The 22,321-nt window shown below is 60.7% G+C and carries 20 protein-coding genes; 11 read left to right on the top strand and 9 right to left on the bottom strand.

Annotated features, from left to right (window positions below):
- Positions 1–53: 53 nt before the first annotated feature.
- The 3 genes from fliK (at position 54) to YUO_RS0120810 (ending at position 2,950) form a co-directional block, all read left to right on the top strand.
- Positions 54–1,631 carry a flagellar hook-length control protein FliK gene (gene fliK / locus YUO_RS0120820; RefSeq protein WP_028349019.1) on the top strand — a complete coding sequence of 526 codons (1,578 nt, stop codon included), beginning with the start codon at positions 54–56 and terminating at the stop codon, positions 1,629–1,631.
- Positions 1,628–1,894 (top strand): EscU/YscU/HrcU family type III secretion system export apparatus switch protein, encoded by a 267-nt coding sequence (locus YUO_RS0120815; RefSeq protein ID WP_028349018.1) that lies wholly within the window; start codon positions 1,628–1,630, stop codon positions 1,892–1,894. The genes fliK and YUO_RS0120815 overlap by 4 nt, the downstream gene beginning before the upstream one ends.
- A gap of 237 nt (positions 1,895–2,131) precedes the next feature.
- Positions 2,132–2,950, top strand: a complete 819-nt coding sequence (locus YUO_RS0120810) for a penicillin-binding transpeptidase domain-containing protein (protein WP_028349017.1) — start codon at positions 2,132–2,134, stop codon at positions 2,948–2,950.
- Positions 2,951–3,104: 154 nt separating this feature from the next.
- Here the strand turns inward: YUO_RS0120810 and YUO_RS0120805 are convergent, their stop codons facing one another.
- Positions 3,105–3,590, bottom strand: coding sequence for a hypothetical protein (locus YUO_RS0120805; protein WP_028349016.1), 486 nt, complete (start codon positions 3,588–3,590; stop codon positions 3,105–3,107).
- 205 nt (positions 3,591–3,795) lie between these two features.
- On the opposite strand from YUO_RS0120805, the gene YUO_RS0120800 reads away from it, so the two are divergent.
- A complete protein-coding gene (locus YUO_RS0120800; protein ID WP_198028064.1) occupies positions 3,796–5,166 on the top strand; it encodes a serine hydrolase in 1,371 nt (456 codons plus the stop codon).
- Positions 5,167–5,186: 20 nt separating this feature from the next.
- Here YUO_RS0120800 and YUO_RS0120795 read toward each other — a convergent pair whose 3' ends face one another.
- Complete coding sequence (locus YUO_RS0120795) at positions 5,187–5,594, bottom strand: DUF4260 domain-containing protein (RefSeq protein ID WP_028349014.1); 408 nt, start codon at positions 5,592–5,594, stop codon at positions 5,187–5,189.
- A 126-nt stretch (positions 5,595–5,720) separates the two neighbouring features.
- Here YUO_RS0120795 and YUO_RS0120790 point away from each other — a divergent pair, with 126 nt between their 5' ends.
- Positions 5,721–7,253 (top strand): acyl-CoA carboxylase subunit beta, encoded by a 1,533-nt coding sequence (locus YUO_RS0120790; RefSeq protein WP_028349013.1) that lies wholly within the window; start codon positions 5,721–5,723, stop codon positions 7,251–7,253.
- 10 nt (positions 7,254–7,263) lie between these two features.
- Complete coding sequence (locus tag YUO_RS0120785) at positions 7,264–8,310, top strand: GTP pyrophosphokinase (RefSeq protein WP_028349012.1); 1,047 nt, start codon at positions 7,264–7,266, stop codon at positions 8,308–8,310.
- Positions 8,311–8,670: 360 nt separating this feature from the next.
- On the opposite strand, the gene YUO_RS0120780 is transcribed toward YUO_RS0120785, so the two are convergent.
- The 3 genes from YUO_RS0120780 to YUO_RS0120770 all read right to left on the bottom strand — a co-directional run bounded on the left by YUO_RS0120780 (position 8,671) and on the right by YUO_RS0120770 (position 10,016).
- Complete coding sequence (locus YUO_RS0120780) at positions 8,671–9,132, bottom strand: VOC family protein (RefSeq protein ID WP_028349011.1); 462 nt, start codon at positions 9,130–9,132, stop codon at positions 8,671–8,673.
- 168 nt (positions 9,133–9,300) lie between these two features.
- Positions 9,301–9,651: a cupin domain-containing protein gene (locus YUO_RS0120775; RefSeq protein ID WP_028349010.1), complete on the bottom strand. Its 351-nt coding sequence runs from the start codon at positions 9,649–9,651 to the stop codon at positions 9,301–9,303.
- Between the two features lie 155 nt (positions 9,652–9,806).
- Positions 9,807–10,016 carry a hypothetical protein gene (locus YUO_RS0120770; RefSeq protein ID WP_028349009.1) on the bottom strand — a complete coding sequence of 70 codons (210 nt, stop codon included), beginning with the start codon at positions 10,014–10,016 and terminating at the stop codon, positions 9,807–9,809.
- Positions 10,017–10,257: 241 nt separating this feature from the next.
- Between YUO_RS0120770 and YUO_RS0120765 the strand changes: the two genes are divergently transcribed.
- The 5 genes from YUO_RS0120765 to YUO_RS0120745 all read left to right on the top strand — a co-directional run bounded on the left by YUO_RS0120765 (position 10,258) and on the right by YUO_RS0120745 (position 15,736).
- A complete protein-coding gene (locus YUO_RS0120765) occupies positions 10,258–10,764 on the top strand; it encodes a hypothetical protein (RefSeq protein WP_028349008.1) in 507 nt (168 codons plus the stop codon).
- Positions 10,765–10,812: 48 nt separating this feature from the next.
- Entirely contained in the window at positions 10,813–12,060 is a 1,248-nt protein-coding gene (gene ftsZ, locus YUO_RS0120760; RefSeq protein WP_028349007.1) for a cell division protein FtsZ, read from the top strand.
- Positions 12,061–12,281: 221 nt separating this feature from the next.
- Entirely contained in the window at positions 12,282–13,100 is an 819-nt protein-coding gene (locus YUO_RS0120755) for a hypothetical protein (protein WP_051379548.1), read from the top strand.
- A 252-nt stretch (positions 13,101–13,352) separates the two neighbouring features.
- A complete protein-coding gene (locus tag YUO_RS0120750) occupies positions 13,353–14,093 on the top strand; it encodes a protein-L-isoaspartate(D-aspartate) O-methyltransferase (protein WP_035727197.1) in 741 nt (246 codons plus the stop codon).
- A gap of 95 nt (positions 14,094–14,188) precedes the next feature.
- Entirely contained in the window at positions 14,189–15,736 is a 1,548-nt protein-coding gene (locus YUO_RS0120745) for an FAD-linked oxidase C-terminal domain-containing protein (protein ID WP_051379547.1), read from the top strand.
- 24 nt (positions 15,737–15,760) lie between these two features.
- Here YUO_RS0120745 and YUO_RS0120740 read toward each other — a convergent pair whose 3' ends face one another.
- The 4 genes from YUO_RS0120740 to YUO_RS0120725 form a co-directional block, all read right to left on the bottom strand.
- Positions 15,761–16,804, bottom strand: coding sequence for an acetylserotonin O-methyltransferase (locus tag YUO_RS0120740; RefSeq protein ID WP_235782778.1), 1,044 nt, complete (start codon positions 16,802–16,804; stop codon positions 15,761–15,763).
- Positions 16,805–17,621: 817 nt separating this feature from the next.
- The gene (locus YUO_RS48950; protein ID WP_083754653.1) at positions 17,622–18,068 is read right to left on the bottom strand and encodes a GFA family protein; all 447 of its coding nucleotides are present in this window, start codon (positions 18,066–18,068) and stop codon (positions 17,622–17,624) included.
- Between the two features lie 283 nt (positions 18,069–18,351).
- Positions 18,352–20,928: a spermidine synthase family protein gene (locus YUO_RS41270; protein ID WP_235782777.1), complete on the bottom strand. Its 2,577-nt coding sequence runs from the start codon at positions 20,926–20,928 to the stop codon at positions 18,352–18,354.
- A complete protein-coding gene (locus tag YUO_RS0120725) occupies positions 20,916–22,085 on the bottom strand; it encodes a mannosyltransferase family protein (RefSeq protein WP_198028063.1) in 1,170 nt (389 codons plus the stop codon). The genes YUO_RS41270 and YUO_RS0120725 overlap by 13 nt, the downstream gene beginning before the upstream one ends.
- Positions 22,086–22,321: the final 236 nt, after the last annotated feature.

Below are 22,321 nucleotides of genomic sequence, written 5' to 3'. Positions count from 1 at the left end.
GTTTACGGCGGCGGGGTAGCCTGCGGGCCTGGCCCTGGCCGAGACCTCACATTATGGCGAATTCGATCAATCCCGTTCTCCCGGTGCTATCAGCCCAAGAAGCTGGCGGCATTGCGCCCGAACTCGTGCTGCAGCCGGGTAGCGTGGTCAACGCCCAGGTTCTGAAAGTGCTGTCCGCCGATCTCGTCCGGATTGCGATCGCCAGCCTCTCGATCGACGTGGCCACGGAAATTCCGTTGCAGCAAGGCCAGAACCTGCAGCTTGCGGTATCGCAGACCAAGGACGGCATCCGCCTGGCCGTGGTCGGGCAGGGCAGTGATGCCGCCGGGGCATCCGCCGACGCCGTCACGTTGTCGCCCGATGCGCTGGCCGATGCGGCCGTCAATCGGCCGGCCATCGTGTCGGCGAAGAACGTGCTGACGCCGCTGGAGCGCGCGGCCGTCTCCGCCGCCGCCCAAGCTGCAGTTACCGAACAGGATAGCCTGGCGCCGTTGTTTGCCAATCTGGGCGCGGCGATTTCGTCCAGCAATCTGCCGCCGAAATTGCAGGCGGCGATCGCGCAGGTGCTGGCGCAACAAACCAGTCTCGATCAGAATCTCGACGGCGCCGACATCAAGACGGCGTTCCAGAAGTCCGGGATATTCCTCGAGGCGTCGCTGGCGTCGGGCTCAGTCCCCCCAAGCGGCGTACCCGATCTGAAGGCCGCGCTGATCGTGCTGCGTCAGACGTTGCAGTCGGCGCTCGGCGTCAATTCGGCGATGCCGGCGGCGACACCGGCCGGCGCACAACTAGCTGCGCCGCCACAGGCCGCCGCGAGCCTTGCGCCGTCTTTGTCGCCCAACGTCGATGTGCCGGAAGTCCTGCTGCCGCAAGCGCGATTGCTTGCAGCCGAAAATCTCGCGCTGCCGCTCCACGCCCGAAGCTCACTTGCGGCTCCGCCTGATGCCGGCGGAACGCTGAAGTTGCTGCAGGAAGCGCTGCAGGAACTCGGCATTCCAATCAGGAGTGCCACAGCCACGCCGAAAGACGTTCGGGGCGACGTCACCTTCCATACCAACACGCCGCCGCCGCCCATCCGCGGCGGACTGCCGGCCGCCCAGCCGATCGCTTCTCCCACCATTGCGCCGCATGCGCCGCTCGAGGCGGCCGCGCATCATTTGCTCGATGATACCGACGCTGCGATTGCGCGGCAGACGCTGTTGCAGGTCGCGTCCTTGCCTGATCGCGTCGATGCGGGGCCGAAAGCCGACGCCACGGCGCCACGCTGGAATTTCGAAATTCCCTTCGTGACGCCGCAGGGCACCGCGATGGCGCAGTTCGAGATTTCCCGCGATAGCGGCAGCGAGGCCGTCGAGGCGGTCAAGCGGGTGTGGCGCGCGCGATTTTCGCTCGACGTCGAGCCGGCCGGTCCGGTTCACGCGCTGATATCGCTGACCGGCGACAAGACTTCAGTGCGGATCTGGGCGGAGCGGCCCGCGACCGCAGAGCAACTGCGCGCCGGGACATCGCAACTGAGCGAGGCGCTCAGCCGGGCCGAATTGCGGCCTGGCGATATCGTGATCCGCGACGGCGCGCCGCCGCAGACCGCGCCCACCGCCCGTGCCGGTCATTTTCTGGATCGCGCGCTATGAGCGTCGAAACCAGAAGCAAGCTTGCGGTCGCGCTGCATTATGACAAGACCGGCGCCCCGCGGGTCGTGGCGAAGGGCAAGGGCGTCATCGGTGCCAAGATCATCGAGCTGGCTCGGGAACACGATATTCCGATCGAGGAGAACGAGGTGCTGGCGGGCGCCTTGTCGCATGTCGAGATCGGCGACGAGATTCCGCCGGAGCTCTACAAGGCGGTCGCCGAAGTGCTGATCTTCGTGCTGCGGCTGTCGGGGCGAATACGCTAGTCTTACTGTCATAGCCCCTCATGGTGAGGAGCGCGAAGCGCGTCTCGAACCATGAGGCCCGTCTGTGGCCTACATCCTTCGAGACGCCCGCGCTGTGGGCTCCTCAGGATGAGGGGACAGCCTTGCTGTGCCTTCGCGATTTGATGCTAGCCGGACCTGGCTGGCAGGCGGATTGTCATAGTTTTTCCACGATGCCATCCGCATCGTCGGCATTCCTCAACCAGTTCGGATATCCTCGTGATCAATCGTCGTTATGCGCTCGGTCTCCTTGCCGCGACCACGCTGTTTCCCGCGCGCGGCCTTGCCAACGTTTCCTATCAGCGCAGCGAGTTTCGCGACGATCTTTCCAAGCGGTTTTTCGATCTCGGCACCGTCGGCACCTTCGTCGGCTACAAGGTGGACGACTACCTCATCATCGCCAGCGACAAGGTGCGCTCGGGCGAGGGCAGGCCGCCGGCCTCGACCTTCAAGATTCCGAATTCGATCATCGCGCTGGAGACCGGTGTGGTCGAGGATCCGGACAAGGACGTCTTCAAGTGGGATGGCGTGACGCGCAGCATCGAGCCCTGGAACAAGGATCATACGCTGCGTTCGGCGATCGCGGCTTCAGTGGTGCCGGTGTATCAGGAGATCGCGCGCCGCATCGGGGCCGAGCGCATGCAGAAATATGTCGACCTGTTCGACTATGGCAACCGCGACATCGGCGGCGGCATCGATCAGTTCTGGCTGACGGGCAACCTGCGCATCGACCCGATCCAGCAGATCGATTTCGTCGACCGGCTGCGGCGCGGCGTGCTGCCGGTCGGAAAGCGCAGCCAGGAATTGACCCGCGACATCCTCCCAGTGACGAGGGTCGGTGACGCCACCATCCGCGCCAAGAGCGGCTTGCTGGGCGCGGAAGCGGGCAAGCCGTCCTTGGGCCGGATGGTCGGTTGGGCCGAGAAGGGCAGCCAGCAGACGGTGTTCGCCATGAACATGGACTGCAAGGAGCAAAGCCACATCGCCGCCCGCATGACGGTGGTGCAGCAATGCCTCGCCGATATCGTCGCGATCTAATTCTGCTGCGTCATAGCTGCGGACCCCTCATCCTGAGGAGCCCGCGGAGCGGGCGTCTCGAAGGATGTAGGCCACAGACGGGGCCTCATGGTTCGAGACGCGCTTCGCGCTCCTCACCATGAGGGGATGATGACGCAGTAAGGCTAACCGGCGGCTAGCGGCGGTTGAGCGCCAGCGAGACTGACGTGACGTTCGTGCCCTGGGGCTGGATCGACACCGTCTGCTTGCCGCCACGGGTCGTCAGCGACAGATGGGCCGAAAAATTGTCGCCTCGGGCGGCAGCCTCGACATGATCGCCGGCGGCGCGGCCGGTCAGCGTTCCGGAAGCGTTACGGCTCGCTTCGCTCCATGAGCCCGAAATCGCGCCGCCACGGTATTCGACTTCGCTTGCGAGATCGAAATTGTAACTCTGGCTGGCGCACCTCAGGTTGAGTTGAAGCTGATCGCCCCTTCCGGTGACGTCGTACGACGCGCGGCAGCGCAATTGCTCGCGTTGTCCGTCACTGGTGCTGAGCACGCCGCCGCCCGACCATGTACCCGCCATGGCGGTGAAGGGCGAGGCGGGTGCGGCCAGCGCGCTGCCGCTCAGGCATAACGATGTGGCCACTAACGCTGTTCGCGCAAAATGATATCCAGACATCTTGATGGCCTCCTTCGGTTTGGCAAATCAACGCCCCCAACGGGTTCACGGTTCCTCCACCGGCACAGTGCGCAGCGAGGTTCCGTGCCCGAGATTGCAGCGATGCTTCTCCGATATCCGGACAATGCATTGGCGACCGCGTCCGGTCGACTGGTGCGCGGGAGCAAGTTGTATTAGCTTGCCATGGCTACCAGGGGGATCGTGCATGCCGCATCGTCGCTCGGTGCTGTTAGGAGGCTTGGCGTTTTCGCTTTGGCCGGATTGGGGTTGGGCCCAGATGTCACCGGGGCAGGATGTTGCCGCCATCCTCAAGGAGAGGGTGGATGTCGGGCATGAGACGATGGGCCTCGTTGCCGCCTTCCTCGACGGGGACCGGCACAGCATCACGGCGTATGGTCAATCCGGCTCCCCCGACAATCGGCCGCTCGATGGCGACACCGTGTTCGAGATCGGCTCCATCACCAAGGTGTTCACCGCGCTGGTGTTTGCCGACATGGTGCTGCGCGGCGAGCTCGCACCTGATGACCCTGCGGCGAAATATCTGCCTGCCAGTGTCAGGATGCCCGATTTCGAGGGGGCGCCAATCACGTTGATGGACCTTGCGACGTATACGTCGGGCCTGCCGCGGATGCCGTCCAATTTCGCGCCGAAGGATTGGAGCAATCCCTATATCGACTACACAGCCGAGCGTCTCTACGACTTTCTCTCGACCCACAAGCTCGCACACAAGCCCGGCAGCCACTACGAATACGCCAATCTCGGTTTCGGCCTGCTCGGCCACATCCTCGAACGGCGCGCCGGCAAGAGCTACGAGGAGCTGGTGGTCTCGCGGATTTGCGCGCCGCTCGGCATGGAGGATACGCGCATCACGCTTTCGAGCTCGATGCAGCAACGGCTGGCGCGTGGCCACAGCGCCGCGCTGACACCCGTCGCGAATTGGGATTTTTCAGTGCTCGCCGGCGCCGGCGCGTTCCGTTCGACGGCGAACGATCTGATGAAATTCTTGCGGATGTGCATGAATCCCGACGGGTCGGTCGCTTCGGCGCTGAAGATGACACTTTCCAAGCGTCGTCCAATGATGGAGGAGAGTGACGTGGCGTTGGGTTGGTTCATTTCGTCGCGGTTCGGCGATGAATTGATTTGGAAAAGTGGAGGCACCGGCGGCTATGCAAGCTTCATCGGCTCCTCGACCAAAACCCGACGAAACTGCATCGTGCTCTCCAATGCGGCTGACTATAACCCGAATATCGCGCTTGGCATGCATCTCATCAATGCGGCATACCCGCTCGCAAAAATTCGCCGCGAGGTGCCGATCGATCCTGCCGTGCTTGCAACCTATGCCGGACGTTACGAGGTGTCACCGAACTTCATCCTGACGGTGCGTGCGGAAGGTGCGCGGCTGTTCGTGCGGGGGACAGGTCAGGAAGAGCTCGAGGCCTTCGCCGAGAGCGAGACCGAGTTTTTCAGTCGCGTGCCCGATGCCCAGATCACTTTCGCGTGGCCAGAGCGCGGCGTGGCGCCGTCGTTGACACTGCATCAGAACGGCAAGCATCTGCCGGGCAAGCGGCTGCCTTAGTGATCCAAATGCTGCCAATGTCAGTTCGAAGACTTCCCGATCCGCCCCAGATGCGTAAAGCCAAAGCCGCGGGTGTATTTCAGACCGTAGCCGAGCGCGCGGTCGAGGCCGATATGGGCCAGCCAGATCATGGCGATCGAGAGTGTGAGCGGCGCGGCGGTGGCAAAGCCGGTGGTCATGATCGCCATCGGCGCGAGGTAGCTGTGGGCGGCGTTGTAGACGAAGGCCCCGGTTCGCGGTCCTCCCAGATAGGCGGCAAAGCTGAGGTCCGGCACGAAGAACAGCAGGGCGTAGACCCACCACGATCCGTCCCAGATATAATAAAGCAGCGTCATACCGATAAAGAGCGCTAATCCCTCCAGCCGCAGCACCGTTCGCACACCCCCTGTAACGGCGCCCGAGGCGTCGGCGCTTGCGGTATCGGTCATTCCGGTCCCCATGGTCAGGATGCGCATATAGGGGCCGTGGGGCGGTGGTACCAGAGGGTTTCCGCTTCCGAAAAGGCCGTGTTAGAAGGCCTTCAAATCGTTACTCAAAAGGCGGGCGGAAGCACCATGAAGGATATCCTGGACACCCTCGAAGAACGGCGCGCCGGCGCCAAGCTCGGCGGCGGCGAGAAGCGCATCGAGGCGCAGCACGCTCGCGGAAAATTGACCGCCCGCGAGCGCATCGAGCTCCTGCTCGACAAGGGCTCGTTCGAGGAATTCGACATGTTCGTCGAGCACCGCTCGACCGAATTCGGCATGGAGAAGACAAAAGTGCCAGGCGACGGCGTCGTCACCGGCTGGGGCACCGTCAACGGCCGCAAGACTTTTGTGTTCGCCAAGGATTTTACTGTGTTCGGCGGCTCGCTGTCGGAAACCCACGCGCTGAAAATTACAAAACTGCAGGACATGGCGATGAAGGCGAGGGCGCCGATCATCGGCCTCTACGATGCCGGCGGCGCGCGCATCCAGGAGGGCGTGGCGGCACTGGCGGGCTATTCCTACGTGTTCCGACGCAACGTGATCGCGTCAGGCGTGATTCCGCAGATCTCGGTCATCATGGGCCCCTGCGCCGGCGGCGACGTCTATTCGCCGGCGATGACCGACTTCATCTTCATGGTGAAGAACACCAGCTATATGTTCGTCACCGGCCCCGACGTGGTGAAGACCGTCACCAACGAGGTGGTGACGGCGGAAGAACTCGGCGGCGCCTCGGTGCATGCGACGCGCTCCTCGATCGCCGACGGCGCGTTCGAGAACGACGTCGAGACGCTGTTGCAGATGCGCCGGCTGATCGACTTCCTGCCATCCAACAACGCCGACGGCGTGCCGGAATGGCCGAGCTTTGACGACATCGGCCGCGTGGACATGTCGCTGGATACGCTGATCCCGGACAATCCGAACAAGCCCTACGACATGAAGGAGTTGATCCTCAAGGTCGTGGACGAGGGCGACTTTTTCGAAATCTCGGAAGCGTTCGCGAAAAACATCGTCACCGGCTTCGGCCGCATCGCTGGCCGCACCGTCGGCTTCGTCGCCAACCAGCCGATGGTGCTGGCCGGCGTGCTCGACTCTGACGCCTCGCGGAAAGCCGCGCGCTTCGTCCGCTTTTGTGATGCCTTCAACATCCCGATCGTGACGTTTGTCGACGTGCCGGGCTTCCTGCCTGGCACAGCTCAAGAGTATGGCGGCCTGATCAAGCACGGCGCAAAACTGTTGTTTGCGTACTCGCAATGCACGGTGCCGCTCGTCACCGTCATCACCCGCAAGGCCTATGGCGGCGCCTTCGACGTGATGGCGTCCAAGGAAATCGGCGCCGACATGAACTACGCCTGGCCGACCGCGCAGATCGCGGTGATGGGCGCCAAGGGTGCGGTCGAAATCATCTTCCGCGCCGACATGAACGATCCCGAAGCGATCGCCAAGCGCACCAAGGAATACGAAGACCGCTTCCTCTCACCCTTCATCGCCGCCGAACGCGGCTACATCGACGACGTCATCATGCCGCACTCAACGAGGAAGCGCATCGCAAGGGCGCTGGCGATGCTGAAGGACAAGAAGGTCGAGATGCCCGCGAAGAAGCACGACAATCTGCCGTTGTGAGGGGGCCGGCATGCAGGAAGATGACAACAATTCGGTTGTTCCTGCCGCAGACTCTTCAATTGGCGATACGTCCGGAGCGGATATCACTGATGCCCAAATACTGGCAATCAAGGGATCCTATGAAAGTAACTTGACCCGCAACAGTGCTCTGCTTGACGAAGTCGTTTTTATATTGACGGAGCGTATCGCCGCGGCAGGTGTGAAAATTCATTCGATTGAGCATCGAGTCAAAGCGTGGCCGTCGGTAGCCAAGAAATGCCACCGCAAGGGAATAACCAATGTTGACGATTTGGTCGATGTCGTCGGCGCGCGCGTCGTTTCTTTATTCCGATCGGATATGTCGCGAATTGGAAAAATAATCACCGATAATTTCGAGGTGATACATGTTGATGATAAGCTGTCGAGGGAGCAGGGCCCGCTGGGCTATATGTCTGTTCACTATGTTTGCAAAATTCCTTCGCGTTACAGCGGCCCTCGATATGACAACACAGCCGGCATTAGGTTCGAAATACAGGTGCGCACCCTTTGCATGCATGCTTGGGCCGCAGTTTCTCACTACCTTGACTACAAAGGCGACTGGGATGTTCCAGTTGAGCTGAAGAGGTCGCTCAGCGCCCTGAGTGGCTTGTTTTACGTCGCTGATACCGAATTTGAGCAGTTCTACGCAGCTCGCGTTGACTCCAAGAAAGACGCCGAGCGGTCGATCCTGGCTTTAGACACGACTGAAATAAATCTGGATACGGTGACAGCATTTCTCAGGCGGAAATTTCCTGATCGGCGACAGACGCATGAAGATAGTTACTCAACCTTTGTGCGGGAGTTGAAGCGTGCGGGATTCCAATCTTTGGTTGACGTGGAACGGGAGATCGATCGTGCCCATGGAGCGTTCCTAGAGTACGAGAAACTTCATCCGCCAACAAAGCAAAGGCAATACGCCGACCTTGGTGTCGCGAGACTGTCGCTGGGATTGGCCTCGAAAAAATACTACTCGCAGATCAAGAAAGATCGAAAAACGCAACCTGACAAACTCTTGGAGTTTAGAGAGTTCATGGACTGATGCTTTGCGGGCCGGATTTGTGGACGCCTCAGTTTGCCGAAATTTTTCATGTGAGTTATGGCGTCTAGGCCCATCGGCGATACTATGCATATCGGGGATAGTGCGACTGCTCGACGCCGCTAGGTTGGCTGCACCGACGCCAGACCAGCGAGAGGCTCAACGGCGCAGCTTTGTCTACGGCAACACTCGGCTTGAAAACGAACTGATTACGCGCGAGTTGGTCGATCGAGTGGCTGAAGGTTTGGTGAAAGAGAGAGGCTGTTAGCGGCAGCGCGTAGGGCGGGTCAGGCGAAGCCGTAACCCGCCGCCTCCGTGACTGGCAGATTGGCGGAATCCGCCTACGAAGCTTACGCGTTTCGCCTACGCCGCCTTGTGCTGCTGCTTCATGAACTCCGTCGCGCGCTTCTTGAGTTCAGTCGGTGATACGTCCTCGATATGGGTGCCGATGTGCCAGCTATTGCCGGCCGCGTCCTTCACACTGCCGCTGCGGTCGCCATAAAATTGATCCGCGGGCTCCATCAACGATGTCGCGCCGGCCTTCAGCGCCTTCTGATAGACTGCATCGACGTTGGGTACGTACAGATGCAGCATGGTGGATGTTGCTTGTGCACGCTCCGAGGAGTCGGAAACCATCACGATGGAATCTCCGATCTTGAACTCCGCATGCATGATTTTGCCGTCGGGCCGCATCATCGGCTCGAATACCGGTTCGGCTCCGAAGGCCTCTTTCATGAAGCGAATGACCTTATCCGCCCCATCGACGACGAGATAAGGCGTGACGGTGTGAAATCCCTTGGGAACCGGCTTTACCTGTGTTGCCATGGCTGTCTCCTCTGGTTTGATGGACTTGATCCATGCAGAACGGCCCAGCCCGCTTATTGTTTTGCCCGGGATTTTCGATCCGGTCTTTGAGCAAAGTGTGGCGGCTGCGGTCCGCGCACTGGCGGTCGCGTCAACGTGTCCGCTGCCAAGTTCCCCTAGCCGACGAAGCTAACCCTGCAAGAGAGGAACAAAATCGTATTCGCCGACCCCTTGCAGAACCAGGAAGGTGAGCGACTTCGTACTCCCGTTGGTCACCAGATGCGGTCGCGTGGGCCTGACGACATAGACTTCGCCGGGGCTCAAATTCACTTCCTCTTTCGGATCCTGCAGGAACAGCCTCATCCGGCCTTCCAGAACGTAAAAAGTATCGGAGACATTGGTGTGGGTGTGCCACGGCACCTTCTGGGTTGCCGAGAGCTGCAACTCCATGATGCGAAAGCCGGGGCGCGCGGCGTGCTCGGCACGACGCTCGACTTCGTAAAGGTGACTGGCGTCCTTGATGGGCTGCGGCTGGTTCATGACGGCCTCGTTCGGATCATCCGCCCCCATCGCCCGGTGATGCCGCGCAAATGATAGCCTTGCTCTGCCGTTCGCGAAACCTGTCAGGGGAGGTCCGCCGCGGTTCGTAGGATGGGTATCGCGCAGCGAAACCCATCCTACGAAGCTGCTGTCGTTCACTCCTTGTCGTCCCTTATGCGCTGCTCCCCTTCGCGCAGCCGTTGCGCGATCGCCGTTCGTCTTGGGATCAGCGCGGCTTCGTCGGCGAGCCGTTGCGCAAGGTCGGAGTGATATTGCTGCACGACGTCGAGCACCGCTTCCTTGGCGAGTCTTCGGTGGTAGTCGGCTAGGAATCGGTGCAGGTCAGCAAGCTGTTCGTCATCCATCTCTATCGCGCCTCAGCCGCGATGGGCGGAATATACCGCAACCCGTTGATCTCGCACAGCTTGCATCACCCCAATCTCGGTGGGATTCACCACCCCGCCGAGCAAGGTGGCGGCCGCGGCACGCTCAAGCCGGCGCCTGGCCGCCCTTTAACAGTTTGTTAACCATAGGGCCCCTAACTTAAGGAAACTATCCGGTCATCATCAGACGATTCCAGTACGGTTCGTTCGAGGAGAACAGCCGATGTCCGTTGAGATTCTGACCTATGCAGCCCTGGGCGCCCGCCTCAACATCTCGGCAGCGGCCGCCCGTTCGCTTGCCAGGCGGCTCCGATTGCCGCGCTCGCTTTCCGAGGATGGGAAGGCCCTGGTGAGCGTTGATCTCGCTGAAATCAGGCATACGCCACACCCACCGAGTGGTCACCGGGCGGGCGAGGCCGCTCAGTTGAGGGCACTCGTCGCAACGCTGCAGGCGGAGGTCGCGCAGTTGGAGGCCAGGGCAGCCGGTCACCGCGCAGATTTCGAGTACGAACGCCAGCGCGCCGATCACCTGATCGCGGAACTGCTGCAGGCGGCTGCCGAGACCAAAGCCGCCAGGGAGGCGACGGCGCGGCTTGAGGGGGAGGTGGCAGCGCTTCGGACTGCTCTCCGAACTAGCAGTCCGAACGAGAATCACGGACATTCTGCGCGCCGGCTGGGGCATCTGGCTGCGAGCTTGGTGGAAGCAGACCGCAAGGCTGGTCGTGGATAACAAATCTCTTCCTATTCCGCGGTTTGGCGGAGCAACCGTGGGGCAAAAATGGGTGGCACCGATATTCGCGAGTTGAGGGCGCGCATTATCGTGTTCGGGGTGGGCGGTGCCGGCGGCAATGCCGTCAACAACATGATCGACGCGGGGCTTGAAGGCGTCGAATTCATCGTCGCCAATACCGACGCCCAGGCGCTCACCAGCTCAAGGGCCAGGCGCGTCATCCAGATGGGCACGCAGGTGACCGGAGGGCTTGGCGCCGGCGCCCAGCCCGATATCGGGCGCGCGGCGGCGGAAGAGGCCATCGACGAGATCCGCGATCATCTGACCGGCGCGCACATGGTGTTCATCACCGCCGGCATGGGCGGCGGAACCGGCACCGGAGCCGCGCCCGTCATTGCCAGGACCGCCCGTGAACTCGGCATCCTCACCATCGGCGTCGTCACCAAGCCGTTCCAGTTCGAGGGCCAGCGCCGCATGCGCTATGCCGAAGCCGGCATCGCGGAACTCTTGAAGGCGGTGGACACCCTCCTGATCATCCCGAACCAGAACCTGTTCCGGGTGGCCAACGAGAAGACCTCCTTTGCCGATGCCTTCGCGATGGCCGACCAGGTGCTCTATTCGGGCGTGGCCTGCATCAGCGACCTCATCGTCAAGGAAGGCCTGATCAATCTCGATTTCGCCGACGTCCTCTCGGTCATGCGCGAGAAGGGCAAGGCCATGATGGGCAGGGGCGAGGCTTCCGGCGACAAGCGCGTGCTCAACGCTGCGGTAGCTGCGATTTCCAACCCGTTGATCGAGAATCCCTCGATCAAGCGCGCCAGCGGCCTGATCGTTTCCATCACCGGCGGCAGGGATTTGACGCTGTTCGAGGTGGACGAAGCCGCCACCCGCATTCGCGACGAGGCCGATCCGGACGCCAACATCATCGTCGGCGCGACCTTCGATGCGACCCTCGAAGGCATCGTCCGCGTTTCGGTCGTGGCCACCGGCATCGACAATCTCGACGCGACCGGCCAGACGAAAGCCGCGGAAGGCCTGCTCACGGACCTCGCCGGTAGGCTGAGCAACGACCGGCGTCGCATCGCCGAGCGTGGCGTATCGCCGCCGCAATTCGCCAGCCCGCCGTCGCTGATCCCGCCGCCGCGCCACCTCGAAGCACGGCCGCCGATCGCCGAACAGGCGCGGCATGTGGCACCGCAGCGCCTCGATCCATACGGTCGCGCTTCTCCCGCGCGCAATCCGATCGAGGAAAAGGTTCTGGATATCCCGGCTTTCCTGGGCAGCAAGGCCAACTGACCCGTCATAGGAGCCTACTCGCCTCAAGGTTGTATACCGCCGCGATCCGACTTCAACAGGTCCCTCGTCGAGGCACCCGGGCGGTGCCTGAAGCTCTAATGCCCAAAATCGGTCCTATACTTTCCATCCTCCAGCCTTGCTTTGGTCAAAACGGCGGTAGGAAGTGTTTAAAATCCGACGACCGTCCATTCAGGTGATCGCAAACCGGGCAGGAGGCGCTCATGGATACCGCGGTGAATACCAGGCAAACCGATCCTCGCGACGTTAATCCGGGACTGTCCACGCAAGATATCGAACTGGTCGCGCGCGCCGATGAACGGCTCGCGCATGCTTATGAAAAGATCGCGCGCGCGGACGAACAGCTCGCGCTTGTCAATGAACAGATTGCCAGGCTGGAGAAAAAGCCCGTTAACAGGCTTCGTCAGCCATCGCGCGGCAGGCCGGCGCTGCGCGGCTTTGTCGGCCTGCTGTTGACAGCGGGCATCTGTATCGCTGCTTTCGCTTCGCAATCCTATGGCGAGGCGGCGAGGCTGATGATCGCCCCGTGGGTACCGCAGCTAGCTCCGGCTTCGTCGTTGCCATCGGAAGCACCGAAGCTCGCCGCCCAGCAGAGCGAGCCTATGGTTCAGGTAGCTGCGGCGGATGCTTCGGTTTCGCAACTTCCACCTCCGGCCCAGGCCGCACCGCAAGACGCAGTCGCTGCCCCGATCTCTCTCGAGGTGACACAGTTGCTTCAAACGATGGCGCGTGATCTCGCCAACATGCAGCAGGAGATCGAACAGCTCAAGGCTGGCCAGGAAGAATTGGTCCGCGAAAATGCCAGCACCGCCGAGCAGCTCAAGGCAAACCAGGAGCAAATGGCGCGCGTGATCGCGAACGCCTCCGCGCAACAGCCGCGGCCCAAGGCACCAGCGACGACATCAGCCAATCCGCCACCGCCGATTGCCGGCTCTTCGCGTAAGCCCGTGTCGACGCCTCCGCCGACACAAACCAGAGTGCAAGCGCGAGCGCCGGTGCAGTTGCAGTCCGGACAACAGTAGTTTTCGTCGGCGCTGGCCGAAGGCTTGTGCCGGCGAGAGGACAAACGACAGTTGGACTAGCCCTATTGGGTCACCAAATCCTCATGGTGAGGAGCGCGAAGCGCGTCTCGAACCATCTGGCCCCGTCTGTGGCCTACATCCTTCGAGACGCCCGCTTCTCGCGGGCTCCTCAGGATGAGGGGTTGAGACAACTTGTTCCACCGGGGCTTCGATCCTAGATAGCGGACGGTGCCTTCGATTTTGGATGGCCGCATGATCATGAAGATCTTGCTGCTGCTTGTTCTGTCCCTGGTTGTCGTCGCGCGGGAAGCGCCGGCACAGGAAGTACAATGCGACCGCGAACGCGCGGCCATGGTTGAGTCCATCAGAGCCTACGCCCGTCATTCCCACGCCAGTGTTTTGGGACAACAGGGCCTCTCCGAGAGAGTTCTTGAGGCCATGGGGCGAACGAAACGCCATCTGTTCATCCCTGAGCGGTCCTGCTCCATCGCATACGCGGACAGGCCGGCTTCGATCGGCCACGGCCAGACCATATCGCAGCCGTTCATCGTGGCCTTGATGACAGAGTTGGCCGGGGTCGCGCCCGATCATGTCGTGCTCGAAGTCGGTACGGGGTCGGGCTATCAAGCCGCCATCCTTGCGCATCTGGCACGGAAGGTCTGCACCATCGAGATCGTCCAGTCATTGGCCGAGGCCGCCGCGAAAACACTCAGAGAACTCGCATATGACAATGTGAGCGTCAGGCATGGCGATGGCTATGCTGGCTGGCCCGAATGCGGTCCATTTGACGGCATCGTCGTCACCGCGGCACTTGGCGAGGTGCCGCCGCCGCTGATCGAACAGCTTAAGGTGGGTGGCCGGATCGTGATGCCGGTGGGATCGGCCTATGCCAGTCAGCAACTCACGGTCGTCGAGAAAGTGGCCCCCGACAAGACGACGACGCGTGCCGTCGCTCCGGTGCGCTTTGTGCCCTTTACGCGTTCAAAAGATTAGGAGCCGGTGCGACGGCTCCGATAGAAAAAAGCAGGGAGGAGGCCGTGAGCGGTGCAAGGCTAAAACATTACGGCTGGGGTCGCGAAGACGAAGGCATGACTGCCGAGGAGCAGGCTTTTGTGCTCGGCCGCTACAGCGAAAAATTTGCGCGCGATGCGTTTGAGACCAAAGTTGTCCCGCGCCTCGAGGACCTGGCATTGCGCGCGCCGCGCGTGGTACCACCAGCCTCACTTGCGGCTTTTTGCACGAGCGACCGATACGACCGCGTCGCGCACGCCTACGGCAAATCCTATCCAGACTACGTGCGAGCCATGCTCGGCGATTACGATAGCGCGCCCGACGTGGTCGCCTATCCCAGCAACGAAGCAGAGATTGCCGCTGTCATGGACTGGGCCGGCGGCGTCAGCGCGTCGCTTACGCCGTTCGGGGGCGGGTCGAGCGTTTGCGGTGGTGTCGAGCCGCGCGTTGACGGTATCAGATATAAAGCGGCCGTCACACTGGACTTGCGCAATCTCGGCAACGTCGTCGAGGTGGATCAGATATCGCGCGCCGCACTGATCGAGGGTGGTGCCTTTGGTCCATCGCTGGAGAACCAGCTTAAGCCGTATGGCGTCACGCTGCGTCATTTTCCGCAGAGTTTTGAGTATTCAACCCTTGGCGGCTGGATCGCGACGCGGTCGGGCGGTCATTTCGCCAGTCTCTACACGCATATCGACGATTTCGTTGAAAGCCTGCGCGTCGTGACGCCGCGCGGCATAATGGAAACGCGTCGCCTGCCGGGATCGGGTGCCGGACCGAGCCCCGACCGCATGTTCATAGGCTCCGAAGGAACGCTCGGGGTGATTTCGCGCGCCTGGATGCGATTGCAGCCGCGCCCGAAATTCCGTGCCGGCGCATCGGTTCGTTTCGATTCGTTCTTCGGTGCGGCCCGCGCGCTGCGCGCGATCGCACAGGCTGGCCTCTATCCGTCGAACTGCCGCATCCTTGATGCGCAAGAGGCATTCAACACCGGGGCTGCCGACGGCAGCGTCGCGATTATGGTGCTCGGCTTTGAATCGGGCGACCATTCGCCGGATGCCTGGATGGCCCGCGCGCTCGAATGCTGCGCCGACCATGGCGGGATACCGGAGGCGGCAAAGGTCAGCGATGCACATCTCGAAGGCGCGGCAGGAATCTGGCGCAACGCATTCATTCGCATGCCCTATGCGCGCGAGTTTCTGACCCCGGCCGGCATCATCAACGACACCTTCGAGACCGCCATCACCTGGGATCGGTTCGAAAGCTTCCACGACAAAGTGAAGGCGGCAACGGAGCGTGCGATTCTCGATGCGACTGGCGTAAAGGGCGAGGTCACATGCCGCTTCACCCATGTCTATCCTGACGGGCCCGCGCCATATTTTTCTTTCCATGCACTTGGCCGCCACGGTGCTCTTCTGGAACAGTGGCAGGCGATCAAGAATGCGGCCAGCGATGCGCTGATCGAGGCGGGCGGGACGATCACCCATCATCATGCCGTTGGCCGTGATCATCGTCCTTGGTACGATCGTCAACGCCCGGAGCTTTTCGCGACCGCGCTTCGGGCTGCAAAAAGAGAGCTCGATCCGCAAGGCATGCTCAACCCTGGAGTGCTCATCGACCCGTAAGGAAATTCCACTCAGCTTTGCGCCTTATGGTTTGCGGCCGATCACGGTGCCGTTCGCGGCGGGTGCGTCGAACCAGACCGTCTCGACGTGCCGAAATCCGGCTTCCTCAAGCCACGCCGAGTATTCGGCCGGCGCGTAGTTTCGTCCTTCCGTCTCGATCAGCATGTTGAGGCTCATCAGCGCGGCCGGCGCTGGTCCGGTCTTTTCGTCATTGACGAGAAGCTCGCTGATGACGACGGCGCCGCCGCTCGGCAAAGCCTCGAAGGACCGGCGCAGCAGGGCGCGATCCTTCGCCTCGTCCCAATCGTGCAGGATCATCGACAGGAGATGCACGTCGTGATCCCCGGGAAGCTGCTCGAAGAAGCTGCCGCCTGCGGTCTTGATCCGGTCGGTCAAGCCGGCCTCGGCAATCTTTCCCGCGGCAATCGCGGCCACATGCGGCAAGTCAAACACGGTCGCACGCAGCGCCCCATACTGTTTGCAAAGCTCGATGTCGTACGCGCCCGATCCGCCGCCGATGTCCAGGAGGCGGCGGAAATGTCCGAAATCCACGGCTTCGCCGAGCTTGCGCGCGGTCATCGTGGAAAGCGAATGCATCGCCTCCCAGAAGAGTGCCAGCATCGTCGGATCCTCGCCGTCGAACATGGAAGATTGCACTGCCGGGTCCCACGTGGTTGGCCGGTTCGTGCGCAGCGCCTCTGTAAGCCTTCCCCAGCCCGCGTAGAGCCGCTTGTCGGCCATCTGCACGAAGCCACCGAAGTAATACGGCTTCCCGCGCACGAGATAGGCTTCGCTTAACGGCGTATTGCGATAATGGCCGTCCGTCTTCTCCAGAAGCCCGAGTGAAGCGCAGCCGGTCAACAGCATCTCGGCCGGGCGTGGATGCAGACCGAGCGCTTCCGCCAGCCCGGCAACCGTGATGCCGGCGCCGCCCGCAAGGCGGCTGAAGAGGTCCAACTCGTGCGCAGCGGCCAGAGCCTTGAAGGCCCAGAAGCCGGTCGAAAGCGCCATCAGCGGGACGGCGGAAGGAAGCTCTGGCGTGGCGGCAATAGTTTTTGTTCGAGGCATTTCGGCCTCCCATGTTCCAGACTACGACCGTGGCTTGCACGACCGTGTTGGCGAACATTGCCATCGTCGTATCGTACGAAGTTACAGGAATGGTAGAAGTGCCAATTCATGGATTATCGGCCAGTCCAATTCTGCGGACATCTCTCGTCCTCATGTTCGTTCCAGCCTACCTCGGCCGAGCAATAAAGTTCCCTGCCAGCATCCACTCGGCCTCCTCATGAAGGAACTGGCTCTTTCGTCAAGCGTTGGATTGCTCGGTTGATCGAGTGGTTTCTCGCACCATCCCGCGCCAACAGTGACGAGTGCCGATAACGACCAATGCCAAGGGTGACAGGCGTCCGACGGGACCGACGTCTCAACGGCAAAGGGTCCAAAGGTCAGGGTCTAAACGGCCAGTGCAAAGCGAGCATCAACCCTGCGGCAGCCGCCAGTCTGTCCGCAGCTAACTGGCAACGTAAATGCAAGACGAAAGCCTCAAGGCTTTTAGGACCATCGGTTGTTCCGATGGTCCTTTTTTGCAAAGATTTTCCCAGGAAAGCTCAGCCGTCGCTCATAGCTGATGGATGCCTTGGCAGACAATAGTGACCAGTGTCCGAGGGTCTGTTGTCTAGGGCCAAGCGGACAAAAGCTTTGATGGCCGGTTGCGTCTGCAGATGACCCACGAGAGACATCAACCGAATCGCGAGATGGAACGAGCACCTCCGGGTGCGTTGATTTTTCTGGGCACTACGAAAGGCAAAACTGCACAGCGCCACGTATATGAACCTCTCATCCATCCAACCGAGACCCGACCCTAACTGGGCCTCGGCACGAAAGATCAATCCAATTTCTTAGGACCGAAGCGGATAGGCGAGGCACCGTCGCGACCGGTCGTTGCAAACCTCGGCAAGTCATCGAGCGCCTCGAACCAAGGTAGCTGTTCATCAACGAAGACGTGGCAGCTCGGCGACGCATAATTCGCATCGAGCAGCGACACCGCATATATGTGAATTTCTCCCTCTATCCGTTCATTTTCATATGTGAGGGGTGACCCACAATTCTCACAGAAACCACGCCGAACGCCCGGCGAAGAATGGAAATAGCGGGGCGCGCCCTTCGTGAACGCGAACGCGCTGCGTGGGACTGAAATCCATGTCGTCATTGGGGAAGAGGTTGCTCGTCGACAACTCTCGCAATGGCAATGCAACGTCCAGTTCGGTTCCCCGGTGTATTGGAAGACAATCGAGCCGCAAAAACATCTGCCAGACACTGAAGTAGCATCCATTGCCGCACCTTGTTCCTGTAAAGGACTGTTCGATTGTGCCGATTGACCATCGTGCGTCAACGATGTCGGCCTACTGGCCGATTTTGTTGCCCTTTACCGACCTCATCATTGCTTCGAGCGTCCGCTTTGCGCCAACAGCGGACCTCCCTACGAGGTCGCGTTTTGACCCAAAGCCGTGCTGCGCCGCATGTCGCGCTTGCGATCACCATGCGCACCCGCAGTGTGACCGCCATTTCCCCACTGCCGTCTTGTCTGGCCGAAGATGCGGTATTCGGACTTCCCTTTACTGATGTGGCCGCCGAATCGTGGCGCCTTCCTTTCCTGCGATACTAGCCTCGGGGCTAACGGGGCCCTTCTCGGCTGACATGCCGATCGACGGCACCCAGCGGCTTGCAATGATCACGATGGCGCAGACCGCATAAGAGCACACCCCCAACGCATAGGTCTTGGCGATGCCGAACTGGATCGACAACGCCACACCCAGCACCGACGCGAACATCGACGTAATTCCGTTGGTGCTCCAGAAGAACGGCAGCAGTTCATGATGACGGCGCCAGACACCGAGGCCGAGCGGAAACATCATCCCCATGCAGAATGCAGGAGGAGCCAGCAGCAGGACAGACACCAGAATACGCATGTCCGTTGACAGCGACCGCGCCCAGGTGGTGACCAGCGGCGTCAGCAGCCCTGCCACCACGAGCGTGGTGAGGAGGGCGGCAATCCTGAAGACGGTGACGCGTGATCGGGAGGAGGTATCCGCACCGACCGTGGCACTGCCAATCCCGCTAAAGAGAAGAATTGTGAATAGCACGACGCTCAGCCCGTAAACGGGATGTCCGAGAAAGACCATCAGGCGCTGCATCTGCGATATCTCGATCAGCATGAAGCCCATCCCGATCGCGCTGAAATAGACCACGGGCGGCGTCAGCGTCGCCATTGGCATCCGCGTCGCAAGACGGAGGAAGGGCAGCACGATGTAATATCCGCAAGCGCAGAGCGCTACGATGATGAGCAAACCGGTGATGCCGATCGCGACATTGTTGCTCATGATGTCCCAACTTTGCGTGCTCACGAAACTGCTGAAGCGGGACGTATAAAAGAAGAACGGATTGTCGTCCGTCGAAGCAGTGATGTTTTCGGGCAGCGAATCGAAGAAAGCCTGGTCCGCCTTGTCGGACAGCAATGTCGAGGTGACGGCATCGAAGGTGATGTCCGGCCCCAACAATATCTTGAAGCCCTGCGCCTGAAGTCTCTCACGCGCGCCTTGCCATTCTGCGTCGCTGAACGCGTCAGGCCGGGTAATCACCGTCACGATGCCGCCGACGTTGACCGCGACGACGTGATGCCGCAGCTCCCCGGCCGACACTCCCTTGCGCTGCAGCGCGCTCGCGGCAATAGCGATCAGGCGGTATAGCTCGTCACGGTGCTTCTCGGCATCGTACCAGCGCGATACCGACAACAGCCCGCCGGGCTTGAGCGCCCGGTAAAAATCATCCCACGCCTCCACGGTATAGAGACGATTTTCGGTGAGCGTCAGGCCACCGGCCGCCGTCGCCGCCCAGGTGTCGATGAGCGAAATCTGCACCAGGTCGTACCGCTCGGACGAGTGGTTGATGTAGCTTCGCGCTTCGGCATTGACCAAGGATACGCCGGGCTGACGATCGAGATGGCCGGAGAAATCGGCGAATTTTTCGGTGAGCACTTCGAAGATCGCCGGGTTGATTTCAATTCCGCGAATCCGGCTGGCGCCGAAGAGCAGACCGGAAAGGATGTCACGACCTCCGCCCACGCCAACGACAGCGACGTCGGCCGCCGGCTGCACGAGGTAGGCTGCATTGATGACATCATCTTTCAGGTAGGCGAGCTTTCCGATGTCGCCATCATACCTGGTGATGACCGTGCCTGCATCGGCATCGATGTCGAGATAGTGTTGGTCGACCCGGGCATCAGGAGTGCCAACCAGACCCCAGCCAAACGGGACCTTCTCGGCCAACTCGCGCACCCTTACCCGCGAATAGGTATTCCAGCGTTCGAACAGCGTGCCGGTCTGTTCAGCGCCCTTGGCCCAGAACACACCGAGATGGCTTCGACCGGTCAGGTCAAGGCCAGAGTGCACGGTGGCCGCGACGGCCAGCGTTAGCGCGACAGCCCCGCTCAAACGCACACTGCGGACATCATTGCTGGCTCGCACGACGATCCAGCCAATGCCGGCAGCAAAGGCTCCGATCCATAGCGTGGCGCTCACGGGGTCAATCACCAGCAGTATGAAGATCACCCCGAGACATCCAACTGCGGCGCCGAGGAGGTCGGCTGCATAGAGCCACCCGCCGCTATATGGCAGACGCGTCAGCAACAACGTTATGCAAACCCCGCCTTCCGTGAACGGAGCTACGAAGGCGATGATCGCCAGCGCCAGGGCGATGGGCACATTTGCCGCGGATACCAGCAACGGCACGCACAGGAAGACGATCATTGCGCCAACGCTGCTGAGTGCGAACCATGACGCGTGGCGCGCGAATTCGATTCCAACCCGCTCGGTGGCATAACGGGCGGGCTTGCCGTAGACCTGCATCGCTCCGCGGGTGAGTCCCAGCATGGCAAGTGAAATGGCCGCGAATGCGAAATGATAGTGGAGCATAACGCTGAAGAAGCGCGTTATCAGGATTTGGTAGGAAAGGGTCGCGAATGCCAGCACGAAGATTGCCAGATAATAGCGACCGGGAATCCTCGATATGGATTGCAATGAGCTACCCTCTTGGTGGAGCCTTGGTGGGCTCTGTTGGGTGCGCTTTGACCAACTCGCGCTGCGTCGCTGCTCAAGCATGTCATCGCGAGTATTTGTAGCGATCAACCAATCCAAATTCTACGAGCAAACAAGGCGGTGTTCATGAACAAGGATGCGCCGAAGAGTCCTATCACCCCTGCCAAAAGCCACTTTGCTCGCAATACTAAATCAGCCAACGTCACAAACAGGGGAAATGAAACGAGATTAAATCGACTCATGGAGACGAAGCCTGCTGGCCCACCGCTGAGTGTTAGATATGGCAGCAACAGGACAGCCATGGCGAACAGCGTCCAGCTTGAGCGCAGCCGAGACCAGCCCAAGACAATCAAGATAATGAACAATAACGTAAACCAGCTAGCTTGTCCCCAAGGATTCCAATCATTGAGCATCATTCGTGTGAACGGCTCAAGCTTTAGTGCTGCAATCAATCTTGTCGCTAGCGTCGTTCCTTGATGGAATGCCGCCTGCCCATCCGCAAAAGCAAACGGAGTTCCGAAAGCGCTCCAGAGGTAGATCATGAATAGCCAGATGCCCGACGTCGCAAGAAGGACGCATGGCACGAGGGCAAGAAGGAACTTCGTCTGATCGCGATTGGCCCACATCTCCCAAAGAAGGACAGGCAATAGGACAACGCCGGTCGATCGGGTAGAGACTGCCAAGCCTGCAAGCAGTGCTGCCGACAAGTAGTATTTTCGTTTCAAAGCAAGAAAAAACGAGACGATTAGCAGCAGTGCCAAGGGCTCGGTATACCCGGCCGACAGCAAGACCGAAGCGGGAAAAAAGCTGAGCAGCGCGGTTGTGGCGAGAGCCAGTTGATTACCAAATTCCTCGCGAACCAGCTTGAAAAGGACGACAATCGCGAGCAATCCCGCGACGTTCGATACCAACAGCAATGCATCCGCAGGCGTGAGACCGCTAATCGTCGCCAGGCCCCGTGCGAGCATCGGATACAGCGGGTAAAATACGATGTTCTGTTGAACAGTCGGATCGCCGTTATACTGATAGCCATCTGTGACGATCTTGAAATACCATTGCGAATCCCATTGCAACAATTGGTGGTACCAGATCGGTCCCGCAGACCAGACGTCAGCCCTCCCGATGGTCAGATATTTTTGAGAGAATACCAGTCCGAGCGCGACCACCACCCGCGAACAAAAAAATATCAAGATGGCCCAACAATAGGGAAGCCAGGAAGGATCTTTCCAGATCGGATAGCGCGTCTCCATGTCCATACTGTCGCTCCGTAAGAGCTCAAGATCAATCGCCCAGGTGTACCGCTTTGACATTTGGCAGGCATGACGCGGCAGACTTCCCGAACGTCCTGCGTTGAGATCGATCTCGGCCAGCCCTGAAGATCTGCATCGATTCTTGGAGGACGCGGGCTGTGGCAACCGTGATGTCTGCTTCTAGGGGAAGAGCGAACCTGGTAGGCCGTCTGAACGTCGCCTACTGGCCCTTTGTCGATCTC

This window comes from Bradyrhizobium murdochi (assembly GCF_000472965.1).
GTDB classification, from domain to species: domain Bacteria; phylum Pseudomonadota; class Alphaproteobacteria; order Rhizobiales; family Xanthobacteraceae; genus Bradyrhizobium; species Bradyrhizobium murdochi.
The sequence above is the reverse complement of the archived record's forward strand: the minus strand, read 5'-3'. Positions and strand labels throughout refer to the sequence as shown.